Origin of the sequence: Frisingicoccus sp. (genome assembly GCF_048388605.1) — a bacterium.
Taxonomy (GTDB): Bacteria; Bacillota; Clostridia; order Lachnospirales; family Lachnospiraceae; genus Frisingicoccus.
This window is the reverse complement of record NZ_DBGCTU010000011.1, coordinates 20,263-37,911: the sequence shown is the minus strand read 5'-3', so window position 1 is coordinate 37,911 and position 17,649 is coordinate 20,263. Positions and strand designations below refer to the sequence as shown.

Sequence of the window (17,649 nt, the reverse complement as noted above, 5' to 3'; positions counted from 1 at the left end):
GGAGGTGCGGAAGATGATGGAGATGGTATTGGACGAGGCGAATATCCGCCGGGCGATTGAAGAATTGCTGGAGGGGAAAAATACATGCGGGGTTGACGGCGTTTATGCGAGCGGCTTTGAGGATTATTGGCAATTAAACGGAAAAAGGATTGTGGCGGCCATCAGGGAAGGTCGTTATCATCCGGACAGCGTGAGGGAAACGGAAATCCTGAAGAAGAATGGCGGGAAACGGCTGATTTCATGTTATACATGTACGGACAGGGTCATATTAAGGGCAATCAAAAGTGTGATTGAGCCGTTGTGGGAGGGAAAGTTTTCTGCAAACAGCTTTGCCTATCAGAAGGGCAAGGGCGTTGTGGCTGCGGTGAATCAGGCGGCTGAGTATATCAGAGAAGGTTACAGATGGGTATTGGAACTGGATATTGAGGACTTTTTTGACGCGATTAATCTGGAACAGCTTTTTGAAAAAATATGCGGAAGTATTTCCGATGAATATTTGACAGCGCTGATTAAAAAGTATTTGTATTGTACAATTCAGTGTGATTATAATATAAGAAACAGGGTTCGGGGAATCGTCCAGGGGAATCCGCTGAGCCCCCTGTTCAGCAACATTTATATGGACAGCTTCGACAGATATATGGAGGAACATTATCATTTTTGCAGATTTTCGGATGATGTCAATGTCTACTTTAAGGATAAAGAAAGCGCCTTTGAGGCGTGGAAGGATATCGAGGGATATCTGAAAGCAAACCTCGGGTTAAGTTTGAAGCGTTCCAAATGCGGCGTTTATCCGGCGATAAATAGGAACTTCCTTGGATATGAATTTTATAAAAGGCAGAAAGAAATCTGCGTGCGGAAAAAGATGCGGGAGCAGGACGTGTGCTACAGCCGGTGGCATGCAACGGCGATTCAGAAGATCAACCGGGATTATCATATCATTAACGACGGCATATTGAGCAAGCGGGACTATACCCTTTTGTTTGAGAATAAAGATAAAAAATACTATATTCCGGTGGAAACCTGCGGTGCCCTGAATGTCTACTCAAATATCAGTTTTTCATCGGGCTTTTTCGAGCTGGCGGCAAAAAAGAAGCTGGCTGTAAATATTTAAAAGTATTTATTACGGTCAGAAGTATACGCCATATAAATATTATTAGTCAGAAAGGGGACGAACGGTGAAGGTATATGTTGTTCCGTCTTATTTGACGGAGGAGGAGCTGGCGGCCCGGGGAATATGCCCGGAGGCTACGGTGGAAGCAGAGTATGGGGACCGGGTTATTGAGGGGCGGAGGATCACTCTGGCCCATCATACGGCGGCCTACGCCCATTGTCCGGCGCCCTGCAATAATGACGAGGCCCGGAAGCTGGAGGATAAGGAGGCGCAGATTGTATGCAGCCATCTGGATCTGGACACTCTCGGGGGCTGTCTGGCGCTGATGGGGGAGAAGCCGGAGGATGAGGCTTTCTGGCGGGCGGCAGAATATATTGACTGCCATGGGATCCACCATATGTATAAATTTCCGGAAACTGTGCGGAAGCAATTAAATGCCTGGTATGCTTATGAGCAGACGGAGTTTCCGCGAAATTTTGAGACGATTTCAGAGGTGACCGATACGGTCAAAAAGGCGGGAGATATCCTTAAGCGGATATTTAACGGGGATGAAGTCCTTATCCGGCAGGGAATCCGGTGGTATGGGGAATCTGTGGAGCGGGTTGAGCAGAAGCTGATTTATGAGGATGGAAAGCAGAGGGTATTTCGGACAGAGGACAATACCTTTTGCGCCGCCGGGTATTATTCGCCCAAATATCATAAAGTGGCCGAGGCCACTTTGACATACAATGCGGTAAAAGGCAGTATCACGCTGGCTTTTGAGGATGGGGGCCGCCGACATTCGGCCCGGGATATCGTGCAGGAGCTGTGGGGCGGGCTGGCCGGAGGGCATCCGGGCATCGCAGGCAGTCCCCGCGGCGTTTTTATGGATGAAAGCGCATTTGATAAAATCAGGGAAAGATTAAAGGAGATACTTGAAAATGAGTAAGAGAATTATCTGTATTGATGAAACAGGAAAATTTGAGGGCAGGGAGGAAAAAGCAAAGTTTCTTGGCGGCTGTACATTTATCGGCGAGAGAATCGGACAGGAGGAGGCCAATCTGGAAAAAATGTTTCAGGAAGTCTGCGATAATATCAGCAAAAAATTTTCCGGGGAATTTCCGAAGGGGACGCGGATGGTCTATCCTTACAGTTTTCATATGTCGGCTTTAAAGCTTTATGACCGCAATGACAAAGAAGTGATTTTGAACCAGAGAGAGCTTCTTGCAAAAGTAAAAAATGAAATTTTAAAACAGGTAAAGAACTATCTGATTCAGCATAAAAATGAATACCGTTTATTTGCCTTTATTGACCCAAAACAGAATATCGGGAGTTATGAGGCGAATGAAAGGACAAACAATATTGATATAGTCGATTTTCATAATCCGGGGGTTTTATATGAACGGCTGATCACACTTCTTGTGTATAATTTTACGTTTTACTCTTTTAATGAGAATGTGGATAAAAATATATTTAAAATAGCCTCCAGAACACCAACGGTGATTGCTGCGGATCTGAGTGACGACCAGCGTCAGGCCATAAAAAATCTGAACGACATATGGGTCGACGGCAATAATAAAATGCATTTGACGGCAACAAATATTAACACCTTTAAATCGGCGCTGGCCGTGAAATATTTTGAGGGAAATGCCATTAATAACCGGGCTGTAAATGATATTGAGCTGGAATGTAAAAGTCTGAACTATACGGCAAATAATTCAAAAAGCATCTCGCCGTTTTATTATCTGGCGGATATTATCTGTTATTATATTCAGCGTTATCTCTATCAGAAGGTCGGCTATGACACCTTTGTCCTGGACGGGGAGGTTCTGCAAAAGGTCAGCCGGGATATGCCGGTATCCATTGATTTTTGGGTTTATGATGAGGTGGACAGTCTGTTTAAAAAGATGGTGGAGGCCTATGAGGAAGGCCGTCTGGCGGAATGCTTTGCATATCGGTATGACATTGAATACAGCGCCAGTCCCTTCAGCGCTTACTATATGGACACCTGGGTACAGCGTTTTGACCGCCGGATTGCCGGTGATTATACGGGCAAACTGGATAATAAGAGTGATTCGGAGCGGCGGGATCTGGATGGCAAACGGAAGGATTTCATCCGAAATATGGATTATTATATCGCGGATGCCGAGGTCTATATGCGAAACGAGGCTTTGTACGGGAAGGGCATGTATATCATCAATCATTTGATGCAGCTGGTGACCCAGGGAAATTATAAGCTGACAAACCGTCAGGCCTATCTGATCAATGATTTCCGTCTGCGGTATTATAATCATCAGGGCAGCATAAAAAAATCGAGAAAGTATTTCCGGCGGCTGGTGGAACTGAAAAACGCGGTGAACATTGAGGAGTTTGAATCCTCTCTGAACCGGGCGGCCCAGATTTATTTTAACCAGTTTGAGTACGAGCCGCTGGTGGATATTTATGAAATATTGCTCCAGGATGCGGAAAATGTGAAAGAGGCTTATAGGGCGCAGATGGCGTCGATGAATGAGATTATCGCGGAGTACTTTTCGGAGGGAGAAGGCGCGGGAAAAGCGGATGGCGCTGAGAGCCGGAGCGGTTTGGAATGGCTTGGGAAAATGTACAGCTCTCTCGGACAGGCCTACGCTTTTTCGGAGCGGTATGAGGACGCGGAGCAGTGTTTCAGAAAGGCCATCGGCGAATTTAACACGGAGGCTAATAAAATGCGGACGCTGGGTTATCTGCTTCATGCCTGTATTTCATCCGGGGCAAAGGCATTGTATCTGCAGGAAAGCCCGGTTTATTTTCAGTCGGATCATCCGGAAGCGCAGATGTCCGAATTGATTAAGAGGGATATTTGCGGTTTGGCTCGTTATGACCTTTTTATCTGGATGAAGGGGGCGTGGATATTTGAATTATATAAAGGGACGGCGTACAGGGAGGCGGTCCGTATGCTTATTAAAAAAATCCGGGAAGCCTTTAAAACAAATCCGGAGGACTTTTTCCAGCATCCATGGGCGCTGATATTTAAGTATCTCTATTGGATCTGCGGGAAGACAAAGGCATTGAAGGAACATGAGGATTTCTTTAAGGCGTTATGCTTTGAACCGGCAGAGCAGGATGAGGAAACAGTCAAAGTGATCAAGCTTTTTAACCGATATCAGGTGGGAGAGGCCGACGGGGTGCAGGCAGTCATTGGCGAAAAAGCCTATGACTGCGAAGCTTTAAAAGAAAAAATTACATATATGTATATATAAAATTTATGGAGTGAGCAGGAAAATGGCAGAGGATAAAGGATTGGTTGTGAACATTGTGCTGGTGGGCTCGAATCCCATGCCCTGTTATGTGCAGGCAGCGTATCTGATGGATGAAAGCAGACAGGAAGCGGCGCAGCTTCCCGTGCCGGACGTTTATATTTTTGCCCATACAGAGGACACGGCGGAGTATATGGAGACCGCCCGGAAAATGCTTATGGATCAATGGGGATTAAAGGAAGACGATGTACCGGGGCTGCGGCTTGACAGCGAGGGACGGCAGGAAGATATTCAGCGGAAAATAGAAGCCGGATTAAATGAAAAATCTTCGGAAGGTCCGATATATAAAGTCATACTCAACAATACGGGCGGCACGAAGGCGATGACGACCTATGCGACCATGGCGGTGCGTGAATGGTGCCGGGAAAAGTCAACGCCGTTGGTAGAATGTTATCTGGATGACGCCTCAAAAAAGTTAAACTGTGTCCGTCTCGGAGATGGCGAAGACGGATGGGGACTTCAGGGGTATGCTTCCTATCCGGAGGAGAAAAATCTGAATTATTTTGTTCATTTATCAGTGGAGGAAATCGGCCGCCTTTATGGTTATGAAAAGTGTGTGAATAAAAACGGGGCGTTATTTGTCCGCCCTCTGGGGCAGGCGCCCGCGGGTGGAGAGGCAAGAGAGGCTTTTGAGGCTGCGCTGAAGGCGGCGGCAAAGCGGATATTCACGGATGAAGATTTTATGAAAAAATATTTGAAGCTTTTTGCCCGGTTGATCTATATTAATCACTTTAAGAATGTTGCCGATGAAATCTCTGCGGCAGAAACGGATTTCGTTTATGAACTTCCCTGCTCTCCGAAAAATATTCTGAGACTTTTTGATGAGGAAGAAGAGAACGGCTGGTTCCATTATGATGATAAACAGGGATTTGTTGCGGCTGCGCCGGACGGAGAGTGCTGGATAAATTTATTTCATAAGATGGATCCATTGTCAAAAAAGAAAAAAATGAAAGATAAATTTCCTGAATATTTAACCATGTATCGGAAGGACTGGTTTGAACAGTATATTTATATGGCGGTTCGGGATGCGGTTGAGGAAATGCAGACATGTGCCGGGAATCTGCCGGAAACGGATTTGGCGTGGTCGTTGGAGGTGAAGAAGGAAAGCGGCGATAAGGGCTTTGAACTGGATATCGTGATGGCGGTGGGCTATGAATTAAAGGTGCTTTCTCTCACCATTGATAATGATTCCCTGATGGCTGAGCACAAGTTTTTTGAGGCGGTTTTCCGGGGAGAGATCCTGGGGGGAACCCATAGTCAGATCATTGCGGTCAACTGGGCTGAAAACCGGGATGAGTTAAAGAAAGATCTGAGTTCTTTCAGCGGTGAACAGTATCATCATATTGAGATATGGGGCAAAGAAGAAGTGTCGGATTATGATAAACTGAAAGAACAGGTGAAAAAACTGCTGGGGGCAGAAGCTGCCGGTGGCTGCGGGGAGGAAGCAGGATGAAAAAAGAAAAGGAGTGGCTGAATATTATATTGGTGGGTTCTAACCCCATGCCCTGCTATGTGCAGGCGGCCCATTTGATGGATAAAGCCGGATGGACGGAGGAGGAAAAAGAAAATCTTTTTGTGCCGACCCGGCATTTGCTGATCCACACGCAGGAAACAGTGATCTATAAAGACCGGATCTGTTCGGCATTGGAAAGTCTGGCGGCGGAGAATCATTTTCGGCGATGTGAGATTGGGGCGGTATGTCTGCAGACCGCAGGCGGCGGAACCGGCGGGGAAGTTTCCCAGTATGTGGTGGAAGAGAAGATCAAAGAGATCCTGAATAGGGAGAATCCCGAGGGTGTTATTCTGAATCACACGGGCGGCACAAAGGTAATGACAACTTATGCGGCGATCGCTCTGCGGGAGTGGTGCGGGAAAAACCATAAGCCGGGGGCGGAGTGTTATCTGTCCGGAGACAGACTGAATTGCTTTCTTTTTAATGGGCAGCACAGGAAAAAGTATCTGGAGTTTCCGGTATCCAATGTGTCGTTGACAGTAAAAGATATTGTTTGTCTGCATGGCATGGAGATCTGCGGGGAGAAATCGGCGGATGAACAGACAAAAGAATTGCTTGAGGATGGAGATTTTTGCCGCCGGATAAAGAGCATTGGGGCCAGAATGTTTTCGGGTTCGGATTCGGACACCTTTAGCGGGGAATATTTGCGTTTAAAAGCCTTTTTGGCGGATATGTGCAATTCAGAGCATGCCTTATATTTTAGATCGCTGACCTGTAAGAGTGGAGACTGTAAGGCTGCCGATAGCAATATCGGGGAACGCTGTGCTTTTATTTTCCCGGATAAGTCCCGGCGTTTTGAACAGTATACGGCCCTTCTCGAGCAGTATGGCAAAAAGAATCCATGGCTGTATTTTGATAAGGAGGAGAATTGTTTTAAATCCGGGACAGGAGAAGGCGGCGATATGGCGGATCTGCTCAATCAGGCCCGGGAGAAAGGGCTGGATTGTTGGGAACTCTTCATGGAGGATTGGTTTTATTATTATGTTTGCTGCGCGGTCAGAGAGGCGTTTTCTGATCTTTGGAAAGATTATGAAACAATTTCTCCGGCGGAACCGGGATTTGGAGCGGATATCATGTATCGCCCATGGATTCAGGATGCTAACGGCGGGCGGCGGTTTGATATCCTTTTTTCTACAGGGTATCAGTTGACCGTACTCTCTATTACCGGAGGGGAGCAGGGCGGAAGTGTTAAAATGAACTTTTTTGAGGCGCTGTATCAGAGCGAAAAAATCGGAGGCAGCCGGAGCCGGGTTGTATTGATCAGCCGCTTTACGAATCGGGATACACGGCAAACTTATGAGAAAGAATTTGAGGCATTTCGTAAGGATCTGGATTCCTTTGTATCAAAGCAGTATCACCAGGCTGTTATTTTCGGGCAGGAAGAGGTCAGGGAATACAGCCGGTTAGTGGAGGCGCTCACGGAGGGTATAAAAAAATGAAATATCTTTTAACATTCTACAGCGAGGAGCCGGTGATGGTTCCGGCCGGATATCACAAGATATTGCAGGCGGCCCTGTTGTCCTGGCTTGGAAACCGGGGTTATACATCCTTTCTCCATGACCGGGGGTATCAGAGGGATAAACGTTCTTTTAAGCTGTACACGTTTTCGGAAATGATGGGTGAGAGTTTTTATCACAGGGAAAAAAGAAAAAGAATTTTCACCGGGCCGGTGCAGATCTGCCTGACCTTCTATTCGGACGAGGGTCATCAGGTTGTTGCTGAAGCGGTGGGCAGACGGCAGCCGCTTTGGCTGGGAAGCAATGAGCTTTCACTGGTCGATTGCCGGCTTATTAAGGAAGAATATCGGAACTGTGTTGTGGAAACCTTATCCCCGGTAACGATTCATTCTACCCTGATAACCGGGGACGGAAGAAAAAAGACTTATTTTTACAGTCCGACAGAAAAGGATTTTTCCGGCATGGTCAGGGATAATCTTTTGAGAAAATATAAGGCCTATTACGGCGTGGAGCCGGAAAACACGGATTTCAAAATTCTGCCTGATGCTTCCGGCCGCCTCCGGGAGATAAAAACCTATTACAGCGGTTTTCAGATTCGGGCCTGGAAGGGCAGATTTAAACTGTATGGTTCTGCCGAGATGCTCGAATTGGCGCTTCTGTCCGGAATCGGGGCGAGAAACAGTATCGGATTTGGATGCCTTATTCAGAAGGAAATGCTGTAGCCTTTCGGGCGTGAGATTTTCGGGTTGGGGGCTTTGCACAAGGCAGTGGCGCACAAATTAGTAAAATATAAATTAGTAAATCGTAAATAAGTTATTGACAGGTTTGTCCGGCGATTTATAACGCGGTGATTACGGCGATTGCCACGGGCTCGTCCAGGGTGAATGAGATTTCCGGTAAAATCGGTGAGGATACAAGTGTGTGTGCATCTTATATTAAGAATCTGGTGACGCTTGGTATTATAAAAAAAGAATCGCCCTATGGTGAAAAAACTACTCGCAAGACAATTTATTCGGTTGAAGATAATATGTTTCGATTTTGGTATCGCATTGTGCCGGAAAATATATCGATCATTTCACGGGGCGCAGTAGAACTTGCATATAATCGCATTGCTCCGGAGCTTTCTGTTTATATGGGTGGTGTGTTTGAGGAAATTTGTAAGCAATATTTATGGAAATTGACATTATGGGCGTGGATAAAGATTGCGCGCTGTTTGGCGAGTGCAAGTGGACAAATGAAAAGACCTATGTGTTTGTGAAATAGTATAAAATGAGGCTGTGGAAAATTTTGATATGTTCATCTCTCCACAGCCTCGATGCTTTTTGAATCTTTAGAACCGGAAATCCCGTTTTCCTTCTGCGATATCTTTTAAGTGTTCGCGGGTGATCTCGCGGACTTTGTCGCTGGTCACATTGGCCAGTTCTTTTTCAATCAGTTTTTCGCCGTTTTTGCGTGTTTCCTCAGAGGCGTAATCCATCAGGTATTCCTTGAGGGTCATTAAGGCGTTTGGCTGGCAGCAGTTGGAGATCTGTCCCGCTTTTAAGAGGGACATGAAGCGGTCGCCGGTGCGGCCTTCCCGGTAGCAGGCGGTACAGAAGCTTGGGATAAAGCCCATTTCCAACAGCCAGTTGATGACTTCGTCAAGGCTGCGGCGGTCAGTGACATCGAACTGGGCGGAATTTTCTTCTTCCGGTTCCGGCTCTACATAGCCGCCGACGCTGGTGCGGGAACCGCCGCTGATCTGGGATACGCCGAGCTGGAGTACCTTTTCGCGCACTTTTTGTGATTCCCGGGTTGAAATGATCATGCCTGTGTATGGAACAGCGATACGGATCAAGGCGACGATTTTCTCAAAAATGTCATCCGGGATGGCATTGGAGAAATCGTTGACATCGATATCATCTGCAGGACAGACACGAGGTACACTGATGGTGTGCGGTCCGACGCCCTGAGCCGCTTCCAGATGTTCTGCGTGCATGAGAAGGCCGACAAAATCATAGCGGTACATATTGAGTCCGAAAAGAACGCCGATACCTACATCGTCGATGCCGCCCTCCATAGCCCGGTCCATAGCTTCGGTGTGATAGGCATAATTGCTCTTCGGGCCGGTTGGATGAAGTTCTTCATAACTCTTTTTATTATAGGTTTCCTGAAACAGGATATAAGTTCCAATGCCTGCTTCTTTTAATTTGCGGTAGTTTTCTACGGTTGTGGCCGCAATATTGACATTGACGCGGCGGATAGCGCCGTTTTTGTGTTTAATACCGTAAATGGTGTGAATACATTCAAGAATATATTCGATCGGATTGTTGACCGGGTCCTCTCCGGCTTCCAGGGCCAGACGCTTGTGTCCCATATCCTGAAGGGCGATAACCTCCTGACGGATTTCATCCTGGGTCAGCTTCTTCCGGGCAATATGTTTATTTTTCGCGTGATATGGACAGTAGGTGCAGCCGTTGACACAGTAATTGGACAGATAAAGCGGCGCGAACATAACGATTCGATTGCCGTAGAAGCGGTCCTTAATCTTTTTCGCCAGATGGAACATTTTTTCAATCTCATCCGGCAGATCACATTCCAGAAGAACGGCGGCCTCACGATGACTGACGCCTTTCATTTCTTCTGCCTTCTTTAAAATCTCATCGATGAGTTTACGATTATTTTTGTTCTCCTGAGCATATCTGAGACAGTCCAGAATTTCTTCATCATTGATAAATTCTTCTGCCTTGAGTGATTTCACATCATACATAAATTTCGTCTCCTTTTTCTCATACTTTTGAATAAACAGTTTTGGTACTTACATCGGGAATCATGCCTAATTTGCCGGACAGCGCACTGATAATATTCTGCGGCGCGTCAATGACAATACTTATAATAGATAATTCCCGCTTCGGATAAGGAATTCCCATGCGCCCGAGTATATAGGGGGAATATTCATGCAGAATATCATTAATTCGAGGCGCGGCCTCCGGGTTTTCAACAATAATGCCGATGACGGCGATACGTGTATCCATAAATCCTCCATTTACAACGGTTTTTATACCAAAAAACCCTGTCCGAAAAAACTGCCGGACAGGGTAAGGGTATAGATTTTACTGTAAGTTATCCTTATCTTCACTTTCGGGCGTACCCTAAGGTTCAGCAGGGGTTATAAAATTTGCCGAATGGTTTGCCGAAAGACGTATCTCGCGGCGCACCTTTTTATTTAGTATATGAGATTCTTTTTTAAAAGTCAATGGGCATATTAATGTAAAAAAAGCATATACTAAAAATGTACATTGCGCACATTGTTGACACTATGTACATAATTTGGTATGATGGAGGTACACGAAGGAGATGATAGATATGTTGATGGAACAGGCGACAACGGTGAGAAAAGAATGGAGTTCGGTTTGCGACAGTGTTATTCACGAAAAGCCTAAATTTATCAAGCGTACACGGGATAGAATGTGGTTTTCCAATTTAGAAACTATGGAAGAAATTTTAAATGCATATAAATTTACAGCAGAGAAATATATGGAGGATGATGGTTCGGTTACTTTATCTTTAAATGAGATTGATCTGATTGAAAATGGGGAGGATGAACAAAAGGCGAAGATGGCCTTGGGTAAAGCTATTCTTGAGTATTCGGCAGATTATTATAATGATTATGCTTTCTACTCCCATAGTCCAAATAGAAAAGGACACATTCCATATATTTTTAAAGCATTAATAATGGATAGCCCGGAACGGATAGGGGAGAGTATTCAATGCCACGATGGAAAGAACTAAAAAGATTTTGCGATAAAGATGGTTGGGAATTATATAAAGATACGGACCATTACTTTTATCGGAAGGTGGATGATGACGGAAGTATACGAATGACAAAAGTCTCTAAGGGTTCTGGAGAAATACATACACGCATGTGGAAAGAAATATTGAAAAAGCAGTTGAAAGTTACGCAGGAATATTTTAATGACCACATATAAAAAATAAGACAGGCAATTCAGGGAAAGGTTATTCCCGGAAGGCCTGTCTTATTTTTTAAAGAGAAATTTTACCTGCCCTTTTCAACTGCTTCCAAAAGCTGAATAGCGCGGCGGTATTTTTCCAGCCGCCGGGCCGTTTTTTCATCGATCGCATCCAGCCTGGTAATATCCGAGTTGTGACGCAGGTCGGCCAGCTTGACTTTTCGGGCCAGCGGGCAGGTGGAAAGCCGTGAAATGTAATCCATATATTCCTCTGCCGGATTATGTGTCAAAAGGGTCAGGGCTGTCAGTATATCCGCATGGAATCCCTCGCGGGCCAGATCATCAATCGTTATATCCGTGTCCTCGGCGACATCATGGAGCAGAGCCGTGATGACAGCCTTTTCCTCGGTCATACTTTCTGCCAGATGTATCGGATGGTAGATATAGGGAACGCCGGTTTTATCTGTCTGTCCGGCGTGGGCGGCATAGGCAATCTTCATGGCCTTCCGGGTCATAGGCGTATAGATCATGGCTTAGTCCTCTTTACGGTTCGCCCAGATCTTCTGTGCCATTTTTGGAATAGAGAATTTATCCGCAGGGCGGAAACGGCGGCCATTCAGGAAAACGCCTTTGATCTTCGTTGTTTTAATTTCTTCCTTCGGAATAGAAAGGATATCCTTATCCAGTACGAGGAAGTTGGCTTTTTTGCCCGGCGTCAGGCTGCCATAGTAATTATCGTCAAAGGCACTGCGGGCCGGCCAGATGGTGTAGGTTTTTAAAGCTTCCATCGGCGTCAGGGCCTGTTCCGGATTCGGATGGTTGCAGCAGATATGGATGCCTTCGATCGGATCCGGGATGGTGCAAGGGGCGTCGCTGCCGGAGGTGACAAGAAGTCCTGCGTCGAGCATATCCCGAAGCGGAAGTATCTGTTTTGCCCGTTCGCCGAGAATGGATTCCAGATAAGCTTCCGGCTCCTGCGGCCAGTCTAAAAATGCCGGCTGCACGGCGATGGTAATACCGAGCTCCGCTGCTTTTTTGATGGCCTCTTTATTCATTAAATCCCCGTGGATCAAAATGTGCCGCGCATCTTTTCGCGGGTAATCTTTCAGCGCGGCTTCATAGGCGTTCAAAGCCTGTTCTACGGCCGCGTCACCGATGGCGTGCATCGTGATCTGCAGACCGGCCCGGTTGGCCTTAATGCAGAAATCGTTGACTTCTTCCTGGGTGTAAGCCAGAAAACCTTTATTTTCCGGGTTATTTGTATAGCCCTCAGACAGGGCCGCATCTTCTGATCCGAAGCAGCCGTCCAATGCGAGAGAGAAGCAGCCGCCGATGTGAGTCATTTTGCGCTTCACAACTTTATCGACATCCATTGTCTGGAAAAAGACGGTAAATTTTTGCGGGAGCGCCCGGCGGACAATGTTTATTGTATCAATATCGATATCATTTTTATAGCCGACGCCCTCCACGGTATGAATATAGCCGATACCCTTTTCAGCAAGGGCCTCCGCCGCATCCTGCATACCCTGCAGCAGGGTGATCGGAGAAACTTTCTGTGTAATAAAATTGACGCCTTTATAAAATGCATTCTGATAGAGCCATCCTGTGTCGGAATCAAAGCCCGGGTCGGACAGAACTTCCAACGGGAAGAGCTCGATCAGGGCTGAGTTGGCCACTGCGGCATGGCCGTCATATTTTACGATCAATAAAGGCAGATCGGTCATAGCGTCCAGATCCTTCATTTCAGGCAGACGTTTCTCGGCGACCGTATGGGCGCTGCACCCGTAGGCCGGCAGAAATTTGGCCTTTGGATGGGCATCCGTCCATGCGCGGAGCATTTCACCCATCTCCTCGAAATTTTCAGCATCACGGACATCCACGGTTGTGCGGAAGAGGGCAAAGCTTTCAAAGTGCATATGGGTATCTGAGAAAGCCGGGACGATGGTATGGCCGCGCATATCGATGGCCGGACATTCGGCATATTCCTCCGGAACAGTGTCGCCGGTATAGACAATTTTATCCCGGTCAATGCCCATCACTGAAAAACAGTGATTTTCATCATCACAGGATATAAAATGACCATTGGTTAAAATTTTCATAAAATTTCCCTCCTTATATAATATAAATTGGTTATTTTTATTATACTCCAAAAAAGTGTTGGGGAAAAGGCATACTTTTCATTGACAATTCCCGGGTTTAGGTATTACAATAAACCGTAAATTAGAAGGAGGAATAAAACATGAAAAAGATGACAAAAGTATTGAGCATGGCATTAGCCGCTTCTTTAGTTGTTGCTTCTTTCACAGCCTGCGGCGGCGGGGAAAAAGAAGAAACAAAAGCAGCAGAGACAACTGCTGAAGGCGAAACAGCAGCTGAAGGCGAAACAACAGCTGCGGCAGCAGACGGCGAAGTATTCATGATCGGCGGTATCGGACCTCTGACAGGTGATGCTGCTTCTTATGGAAACTCTGTAAAACAGGGTGCTGAGATCGCTATTGAAGAGATCAATGCGGCAGGCGGTGTAAAAGTTGGCGATAAGACATACACACTGGCTATGACTTTCGCTGATGATGAAGCAACCGAAGATAAAGCTATTCAGGCTTACAACTCTGTTATGGATGACGGCGCTCAGGCGATTCTCGGCTGCGTAACAAGCGGTGCTTGTATCGCTATCACAGATCTGACAGCAGAAGATGGTATTCTTCAGATCACACCATCCGGTTCCGCTATCGACTGTGCAAAGAATGACAATGCTTTCCGTGTTTGTTTCACTGATCCGGCTCAGGGTGTTACAATGGCAGATTTAGCAGCAGAAACACTTGGTTACAAGAAAGTTGCTGTTATTTACGATAGTGCGTCTGACTACAGCATGGGTATCAAAGAAGCATTCGAAGAAGAATTCGCAGCTAAAGGCGGCGAGATCGTTGCAAGTGAAGCTTTCACAGGCGGAGATGTTGACTTTAATACACAGTTAACAACAATCAAAGGTACAGATGCAGAAGCTATCTTTGTTCCTGCTTACTATCAGGAAGCAACATACATCACAAAACAGGCTAAGGATATGGGCATGGAACTTCCATTCCTCGGCAGTGACGGATGGGACGGCGTTCTCGGCACAGTTACAGATGCAGCAACAGTTGAAGGCGCTATCTTCTTGAGCCCATTCTTCGCAGCAGACCCGTCTGAAAATGTAGCAGCATTCGTAAAAGCCTATGAAGAAGCTTACAGCGCAACTCCTGACCAGTTCGCAGCAGATGCTTATGATACTGTTTATACGATCAAAGCAGCTATGGAACAGGCCGGTTCTATCGAAAGCGCTGATCTGATCGCAGCCATGACAGAGATCACTGTTGACGGTCTGACAGGTGATGGTATCACATGGACAGCAGAAGGTGAACCGAACAAAGGAAGCAAATTCATCCAGATCATCGATGGTGCTTATACTTTATATGAATAATTTTATCTGACAGGTTTATGTCGGATTTGCCGGAGACGCCGATGTCCCCCATAGGGATGTTGGCGTCTTCTTTTCATAGGCGGCGCGCCCATGCGAAGCATCTGGCATGCGGGGCGCCCGAATGGATATTATTTTTTTCGTGTTTTCCTGACAAAAATTGGATTTTTCCACATTAATCCTTGCAAGCAAGAAAGTATTATATTAAAATATATAGTTAAGTTCGGTAATACAAAACATAGAAAGGTGGAGGGGAATGAGTCTGATTAATAATCTTGTGGAACAGTTAATCAACGGACTGAGGACCGGGAGTATTTATGCCCTGATTGCCCTGGGATATACCATGGTATATGGTATTGCAAAGATGATCAACTTTGCTCATGGAGACATCATTATGGTAGGTGCATACGCACTTTATGTATTTGCGGCGTTATTGGGACTTCCGGTGCCGGTATGTATTTTATTGACCATTATTGTCTGTGCGGTTCTCGGAATCACGGTGGAACGGATTGCGTATAAACCGCTGCGTAATGCGCCGTCGCTGGCTGTGTTGATCACGGCGATCGGTGTCAGTTACTTTTTACAAAATGTTGCTTTGATCATATTTAAGGCAACGCCGATTCCTTTCGGGTCGGTGATCAAGGTGCCGTCGATAAAGATCGGTGGTATTCATATTTCCGGAATTACGATTGTTACATTAATTGTAACGGTGATCGCAATGATCATTTTGACATGGTTTATCAATAAAACAAAGGCCGGAAGCGCTATGCGTGCCGTATCCGAAGATAAGGGGGCGGCAGCCCTGATGGGAATTAATGTAAATAAAACGATTTCCATGACATTCGCGATCGGTTCGGCGTTAGCGGCTGTGGCGGGTATTCTGTTTATCTGCCAGTATGAATCATTGTCTCCGACATTGGGCGCTTTGCCGGGAATTAAAGCCTTCGTTGCAGCGGTTCTCGGAGGCATCGGAAGTATTCCGGGGGCAATGCTCGGAGGAATCGTGCTTGGAATCATCGAAAGTTTATCCAAAGCGTATATTTCTACTCAGCTTGCAGATGCCATTGTTTTCGGTGTGCTTGTTATCGTCTTATTGGTGAAACCATCCGGTTTACTTGGTAAGATGAAAGCAGAGAAAGTGTAGGTGGCTGTTGTGAATAAAAAAATTAATAAATCAGTAATTATGAATATTATTGCAGCGCTTATCGTCTACGGTATCGTTATGGCCCTGATCTATGGCGGATTTCTCGGGCGCCAGGCGATGTCCATTATTATTCCCTGCTGCATCAATGTTATGCTGGCTGTATCTCTTTGTCTGCTTGTCGGATTCCTCGGCGAATTAACATTGGGACATGCGGGCTTTATGTCCATCGGCGCTTATGCCGGAGCATTGACGACCAATGCGCTGGAACTTCCGCCGATGCTTGAACTTCTCATCGGCCTGTTGGTCGGCGGCACTGTGGCGGCGCTGTTCAGTTTGATCATCGGTCTGCCGGTACTGCGTTTGAAGGGCGACTATCTTGCCATTGTAACTCTGGGATTTGGCGAGATCATTAAATCGGTCATTAATTCTCTGAAGTTTACAGGCGGCGCCAAGGGCCTTTCCGGTATCGGGGCTTACAGTAATTATAAAAACTTTACATTTGTTTATATCTTTGTCCTGCTGACAATTGTTATTATCTCCAATCTGGTAAAATCCAGACACGGCCGTGCGATCTGTGCGGTGCGCGATAATTATATTGCGGCGGAAGCGATCGGAATCAAGGTCAGCAAGGCAAAAACAATGGCTTTTGTCATTTCCGGTTTCTTTGCCGGTATGGCCGGTGTATTCTATGCACATAATGTCGGTATCTTAAAACCGGTAAATTTCGACTACAATAAATCGATTGAGATTCTTGTTATGGTCGTTCTCGGCGGCATGGGCAACATCAAAGGCGCGATCGTTGCGGCGGTTATTCTGACAGCTCTTCCGGAAGTGCTTCGAGGCGCTGCGGATTTCCGTATGCTGTTGTATGCGATCGTATTGATCGCAATGATGATCTTCAACAATTCAAAATTCCGCATGGCAATGATTGAAAAACGGAATCTTAAAAAGGCAATGAGTATTCAGAAGGAGGGCGAATAGAATGGCTTTACTGGAAGTTAAAAATCTTGGAATCTCCTTCGGCGGCCTGCGGGCCGTAGACGATCTGAATATGAGTATTGAGCAGGGCAGCCTGGTCGGCCTGATCGGCCCGAACGGGGCGGGAAAGACGACGGCTTTTAACCTTTTGACCGGTGTATATGCGCCGAGCGAGGGAATTATTGAGCTGGACGGTGAGAATCTGGTCGGAAAGACGCCGACAGAAATATGCAAGTCGGGCATTGCGAGAACATTCCAGAATATTCGTCTGTTTTCAAAAATGACGGTATTGGATAATGTTAAAGTGGCTCTTTACAATCATGTGCAGTATAGTCTGGCTGAGAGCTTTTTCCATTTTGGAAGTTATTCGAAAAAAGAAAAGGAAATGGATGAGCAGGCCCTTGAAATATTGAAAGTATTTGATCTGGATGGACAGGCTGATGTTTTGGCGTCGAATCTGCCTTATGGAAAGCAGAGAAAGCTGGAGATTGCCCGTGCGCTGGCAACGGAACCGAAGCTTTTGCTTCTGGATGAACCGGCGGCCGGTATGAACCCGAATGAAACCCAGGAACTGATGGACACCATTCAGCTGATTCGTAATAAATTTCATATTACGATTCTTCTGATTGAACATGATATGAAGCTGGTATCCGGTATCTGTGAGTATCTTTATGTGCTGAACTTTGGCATGGAGCTGGCTCATGGAGAACCAAAGGCTGTTTTGAATGACCCGAAGGTTATCACGGCATATCTGGGCGAGTAGGAGG

Annotated in this window: 17 protein-coding genes; 13 read left to right on the top strand and 4 right to left on the bottom strand. The window is 46.2% G+C overall.

Annotation, left to right across the window (positions count from 1 at the left end):
- The first annotated feature begins 13 nt into the window (after positions 1-13).
- The 7 genes from ACMN7X_RS02520 (at position 14) to ACMN7X_RS02490 (ending at position 8,614) form a co-directional block, all read left to right on the top strand.
- Positions 14-1,111, top strand: a complete 1,098-nt coding sequence (locus ACMN7X_RS02520; protein ID WP_418745930.1) for a reverse transcriptase domain-containing protein — start codon at positions 14-16, stop codon at positions 1,109-1,111.
- A 64-nt stretch (positions 1,112-1,175) separates the two neighbouring features.
- Complete coding sequence (locus ACMN7X_RS02515) at positions 1,176-2,039, top strand: hypothetical protein (protein WP_418745929.1); 864 nt, start codon at positions 1,176-1,178, stop codon at positions 2,037-2,039.
- Positions 2,032-4,329 (top strand): hypothetical protein, encoded by a 2,298-nt coding sequence (locus ACMN7X_RS02510; protein ID WP_418745928.1) that lies wholly within the window; start codon positions 2,032-2,034, stop codon positions 4,327-4,329. The genes ACMN7X_RS02515 and ACMN7X_RS02510 overlap by 8 nt, the downstream gene beginning before the upstream one ends.
- A gap of 22 nt (positions 4,330-4,351) precedes the next feature.
- Complete coding sequence (locus ACMN7X_RS02505) at positions 4,352-5,839, top strand: hypothetical protein (protein ID WP_418745927.1); 1,488 nt, start codon at positions 4,352-4,354, stop codon at positions 5,837-5,839.
- Complete coding sequence (locus ACMN7X_RS02500; protein ID WP_418745926.1) at positions 5,836-7,338, top strand: hypothetical protein; 1,503 nt, start codon at positions 5,836-5,838, stop codon at positions 7,336-7,338. Before ACMN7X_RS02505 ends, ACMN7X_RS02500 begins: the two co-directional genes overlap by 4 nt.
- Positions 7,335-8,078 (top strand): CRISPR-associated endoribonuclease Cas6, encoded by a 744-nt coding sequence (gene cas6 / locus ACMN7X_RS02495; RefSeq protein ID WP_418745925.1) that lies wholly within the window; start codon positions 7,335-7,337, stop codon positions 8,076-8,078. The genes ACMN7X_RS02500 and cas6 overlap by 4 nt, the downstream gene beginning before the upstream one ends.
- 125 nt (positions 8,079-8,203) lie before the next feature.
- A complete protein-coding gene (locus tag ACMN7X_RS02490) occupies positions 8,204-8,614 on the top strand; it encodes a DUF234 domain-containing protein (RefSeq protein ID WP_418745924.1) in 411 nt (136 codons plus the stop codon).
- A gap of 72 nt (positions 8,615-8,686) precedes the next feature.
- On the opposite strand, the gene hydG is transcribed toward ACMN7X_RS02490, so the two are convergent.
- Together hydG and ACMN7X_RS02480 are read right to left on the bottom strand one after the other, a co-directional pair.
- The gene (gene hydG, locus ACMN7X_RS02485; protein ID WP_418745923.1) at positions 8,687-10,105 is read right to left on the bottom strand and encodes a [FeFe] hydrogenase H-cluster radical SAM maturase HydG; all 1,419 of its coding nucleotides are present in this window, start codon (positions 10,103-10,105) and stop codon (positions 8,687-8,689) included.
- Between the two features lie 19 nt (positions 10,106-10,124).
- A complete protein-coding gene (locus tag ACMN7X_RS02480) occupies positions 10,125-10,370 on the bottom strand; it encodes a TM1266 family iron-only hydrogenase system putative regulator (RefSeq protein WP_418745922.1) in 246 nt (81 codons plus the stop codon).
- A gap of 331 nt (positions 10,371-10,701) precedes the next feature.
- Here ACMN7X_RS02480 and ACMN7X_RS02475 point away from each other — a divergent pair, with 331 nt between their 5' ends.
- Together ACMN7X_RS02475 and ACMN7X_RS02470 are read left to right on the top strand one after the other, a co-directional pair.
- The gene (locus ACMN7X_RS02475) at positions 10,702-11,127 is read left to right on the top strand and encodes a hypothetical protein (protein WP_418745921.1); all 426 of its coding nucleotides are present in this window, start codon (positions 10,702-10,704) and stop codon (positions 11,125-11,127) included.
- Complete coding sequence (locus ACMN7X_RS02470) at positions 11,106-11,324, top strand: type II toxin-antitoxin system HicA family toxin (protein ID WP_418745920.1); 219 nt, start codon at positions 11,106-11,108, stop codon at positions 11,322-11,324. Before ACMN7X_RS02475 ends, ACMN7X_RS02470 begins: the two co-directional genes overlap by 22 nt.
- Positions 11,325-11,392: 68 nt before the next feature.
- Here the strand turns inward: ACMN7X_RS02470 and ACMN7X_RS02465 are convergent, their stop codons facing one another.
- The gene (locus ACMN7X_RS02465; protein ID WP_418745919.1) at positions 11,393-11,836 is read right to left on the bottom strand and encodes an HD domain-containing protein; all 444 of its coding nucleotides are present in this window, start codon (positions 11,834-11,836) and stop codon (positions 11,393-11,395) included.
- A gap of 3 nt (positions 11,837-11,839) precedes the next feature.
- Positions 11,840-13,405 (bottom strand): amidohydrolase, encoded by a 1,566-nt coding sequence (locus ACMN7X_RS02460; RefSeq protein WP_418745918.1) that lies wholly within the window; start codon positions 13,403-13,405, stop codon positions 11,840-11,842.
- A gap of 140 nt (positions 13,406-13,545) precedes the next feature.
- Here ACMN7X_RS02460 and ACMN7X_RS02455 point away from each other — a divergent pair, with 140 nt between their 5' ends.
- The 4 genes from ACMN7X_RS02455 to ACMN7X_RS02440 all read left to right on the top strand — a co-directional run bounded on the left by ACMN7X_RS02455 (position 13,546) and on the right by ACMN7X_RS02440 (position 17,645).
- Positions 13,546-14,763 carry an ABC transporter substrate-binding protein gene (locus ACMN7X_RS02455; RefSeq protein WP_418745917.1) on the top strand — a complete coding sequence of 406 codons (1,218 nt, stop codon included), beginning with the start codon at positions 13,546-13,548 and terminating at the stop codon, positions 14,761-14,763.
- Positions 14,764-15,016: 253 nt separating this feature from the next.
- The gene (locus ACMN7X_RS02450; RefSeq protein ID WP_418745916.1) at positions 15,017-15,904 is read left to right on the top strand and encodes a branched-chain amino acid ABC transporter permease; all 888 of its coding nucleotides are present in this window, start codon (positions 15,017-15,019) and stop codon (positions 15,902-15,904) included.
- Positions 15,905-15,943: 39 nt separating this feature from the next.
- Entirely contained in the window at positions 15,944-16,885 is a 942-nt protein-coding gene (locus ACMN7X_RS02445) for a branched-chain amino acid ABC transporter permease (RefSeq protein WP_418745965.1), read from the top strand.
- Between the two features lies 1 nt (position 16,886).
- Complete coding sequence (locus ACMN7X_RS02440; protein ID WP_418745915.1) at positions 16,887-17,645, top strand: ABC transporter ATP-binding protein; 759 nt, start codon at positions 16,887-16,889, stop codon at positions 17,643-17,645.
- Positions 17,646-17,649: the final 4 nt, after the last annotated feature.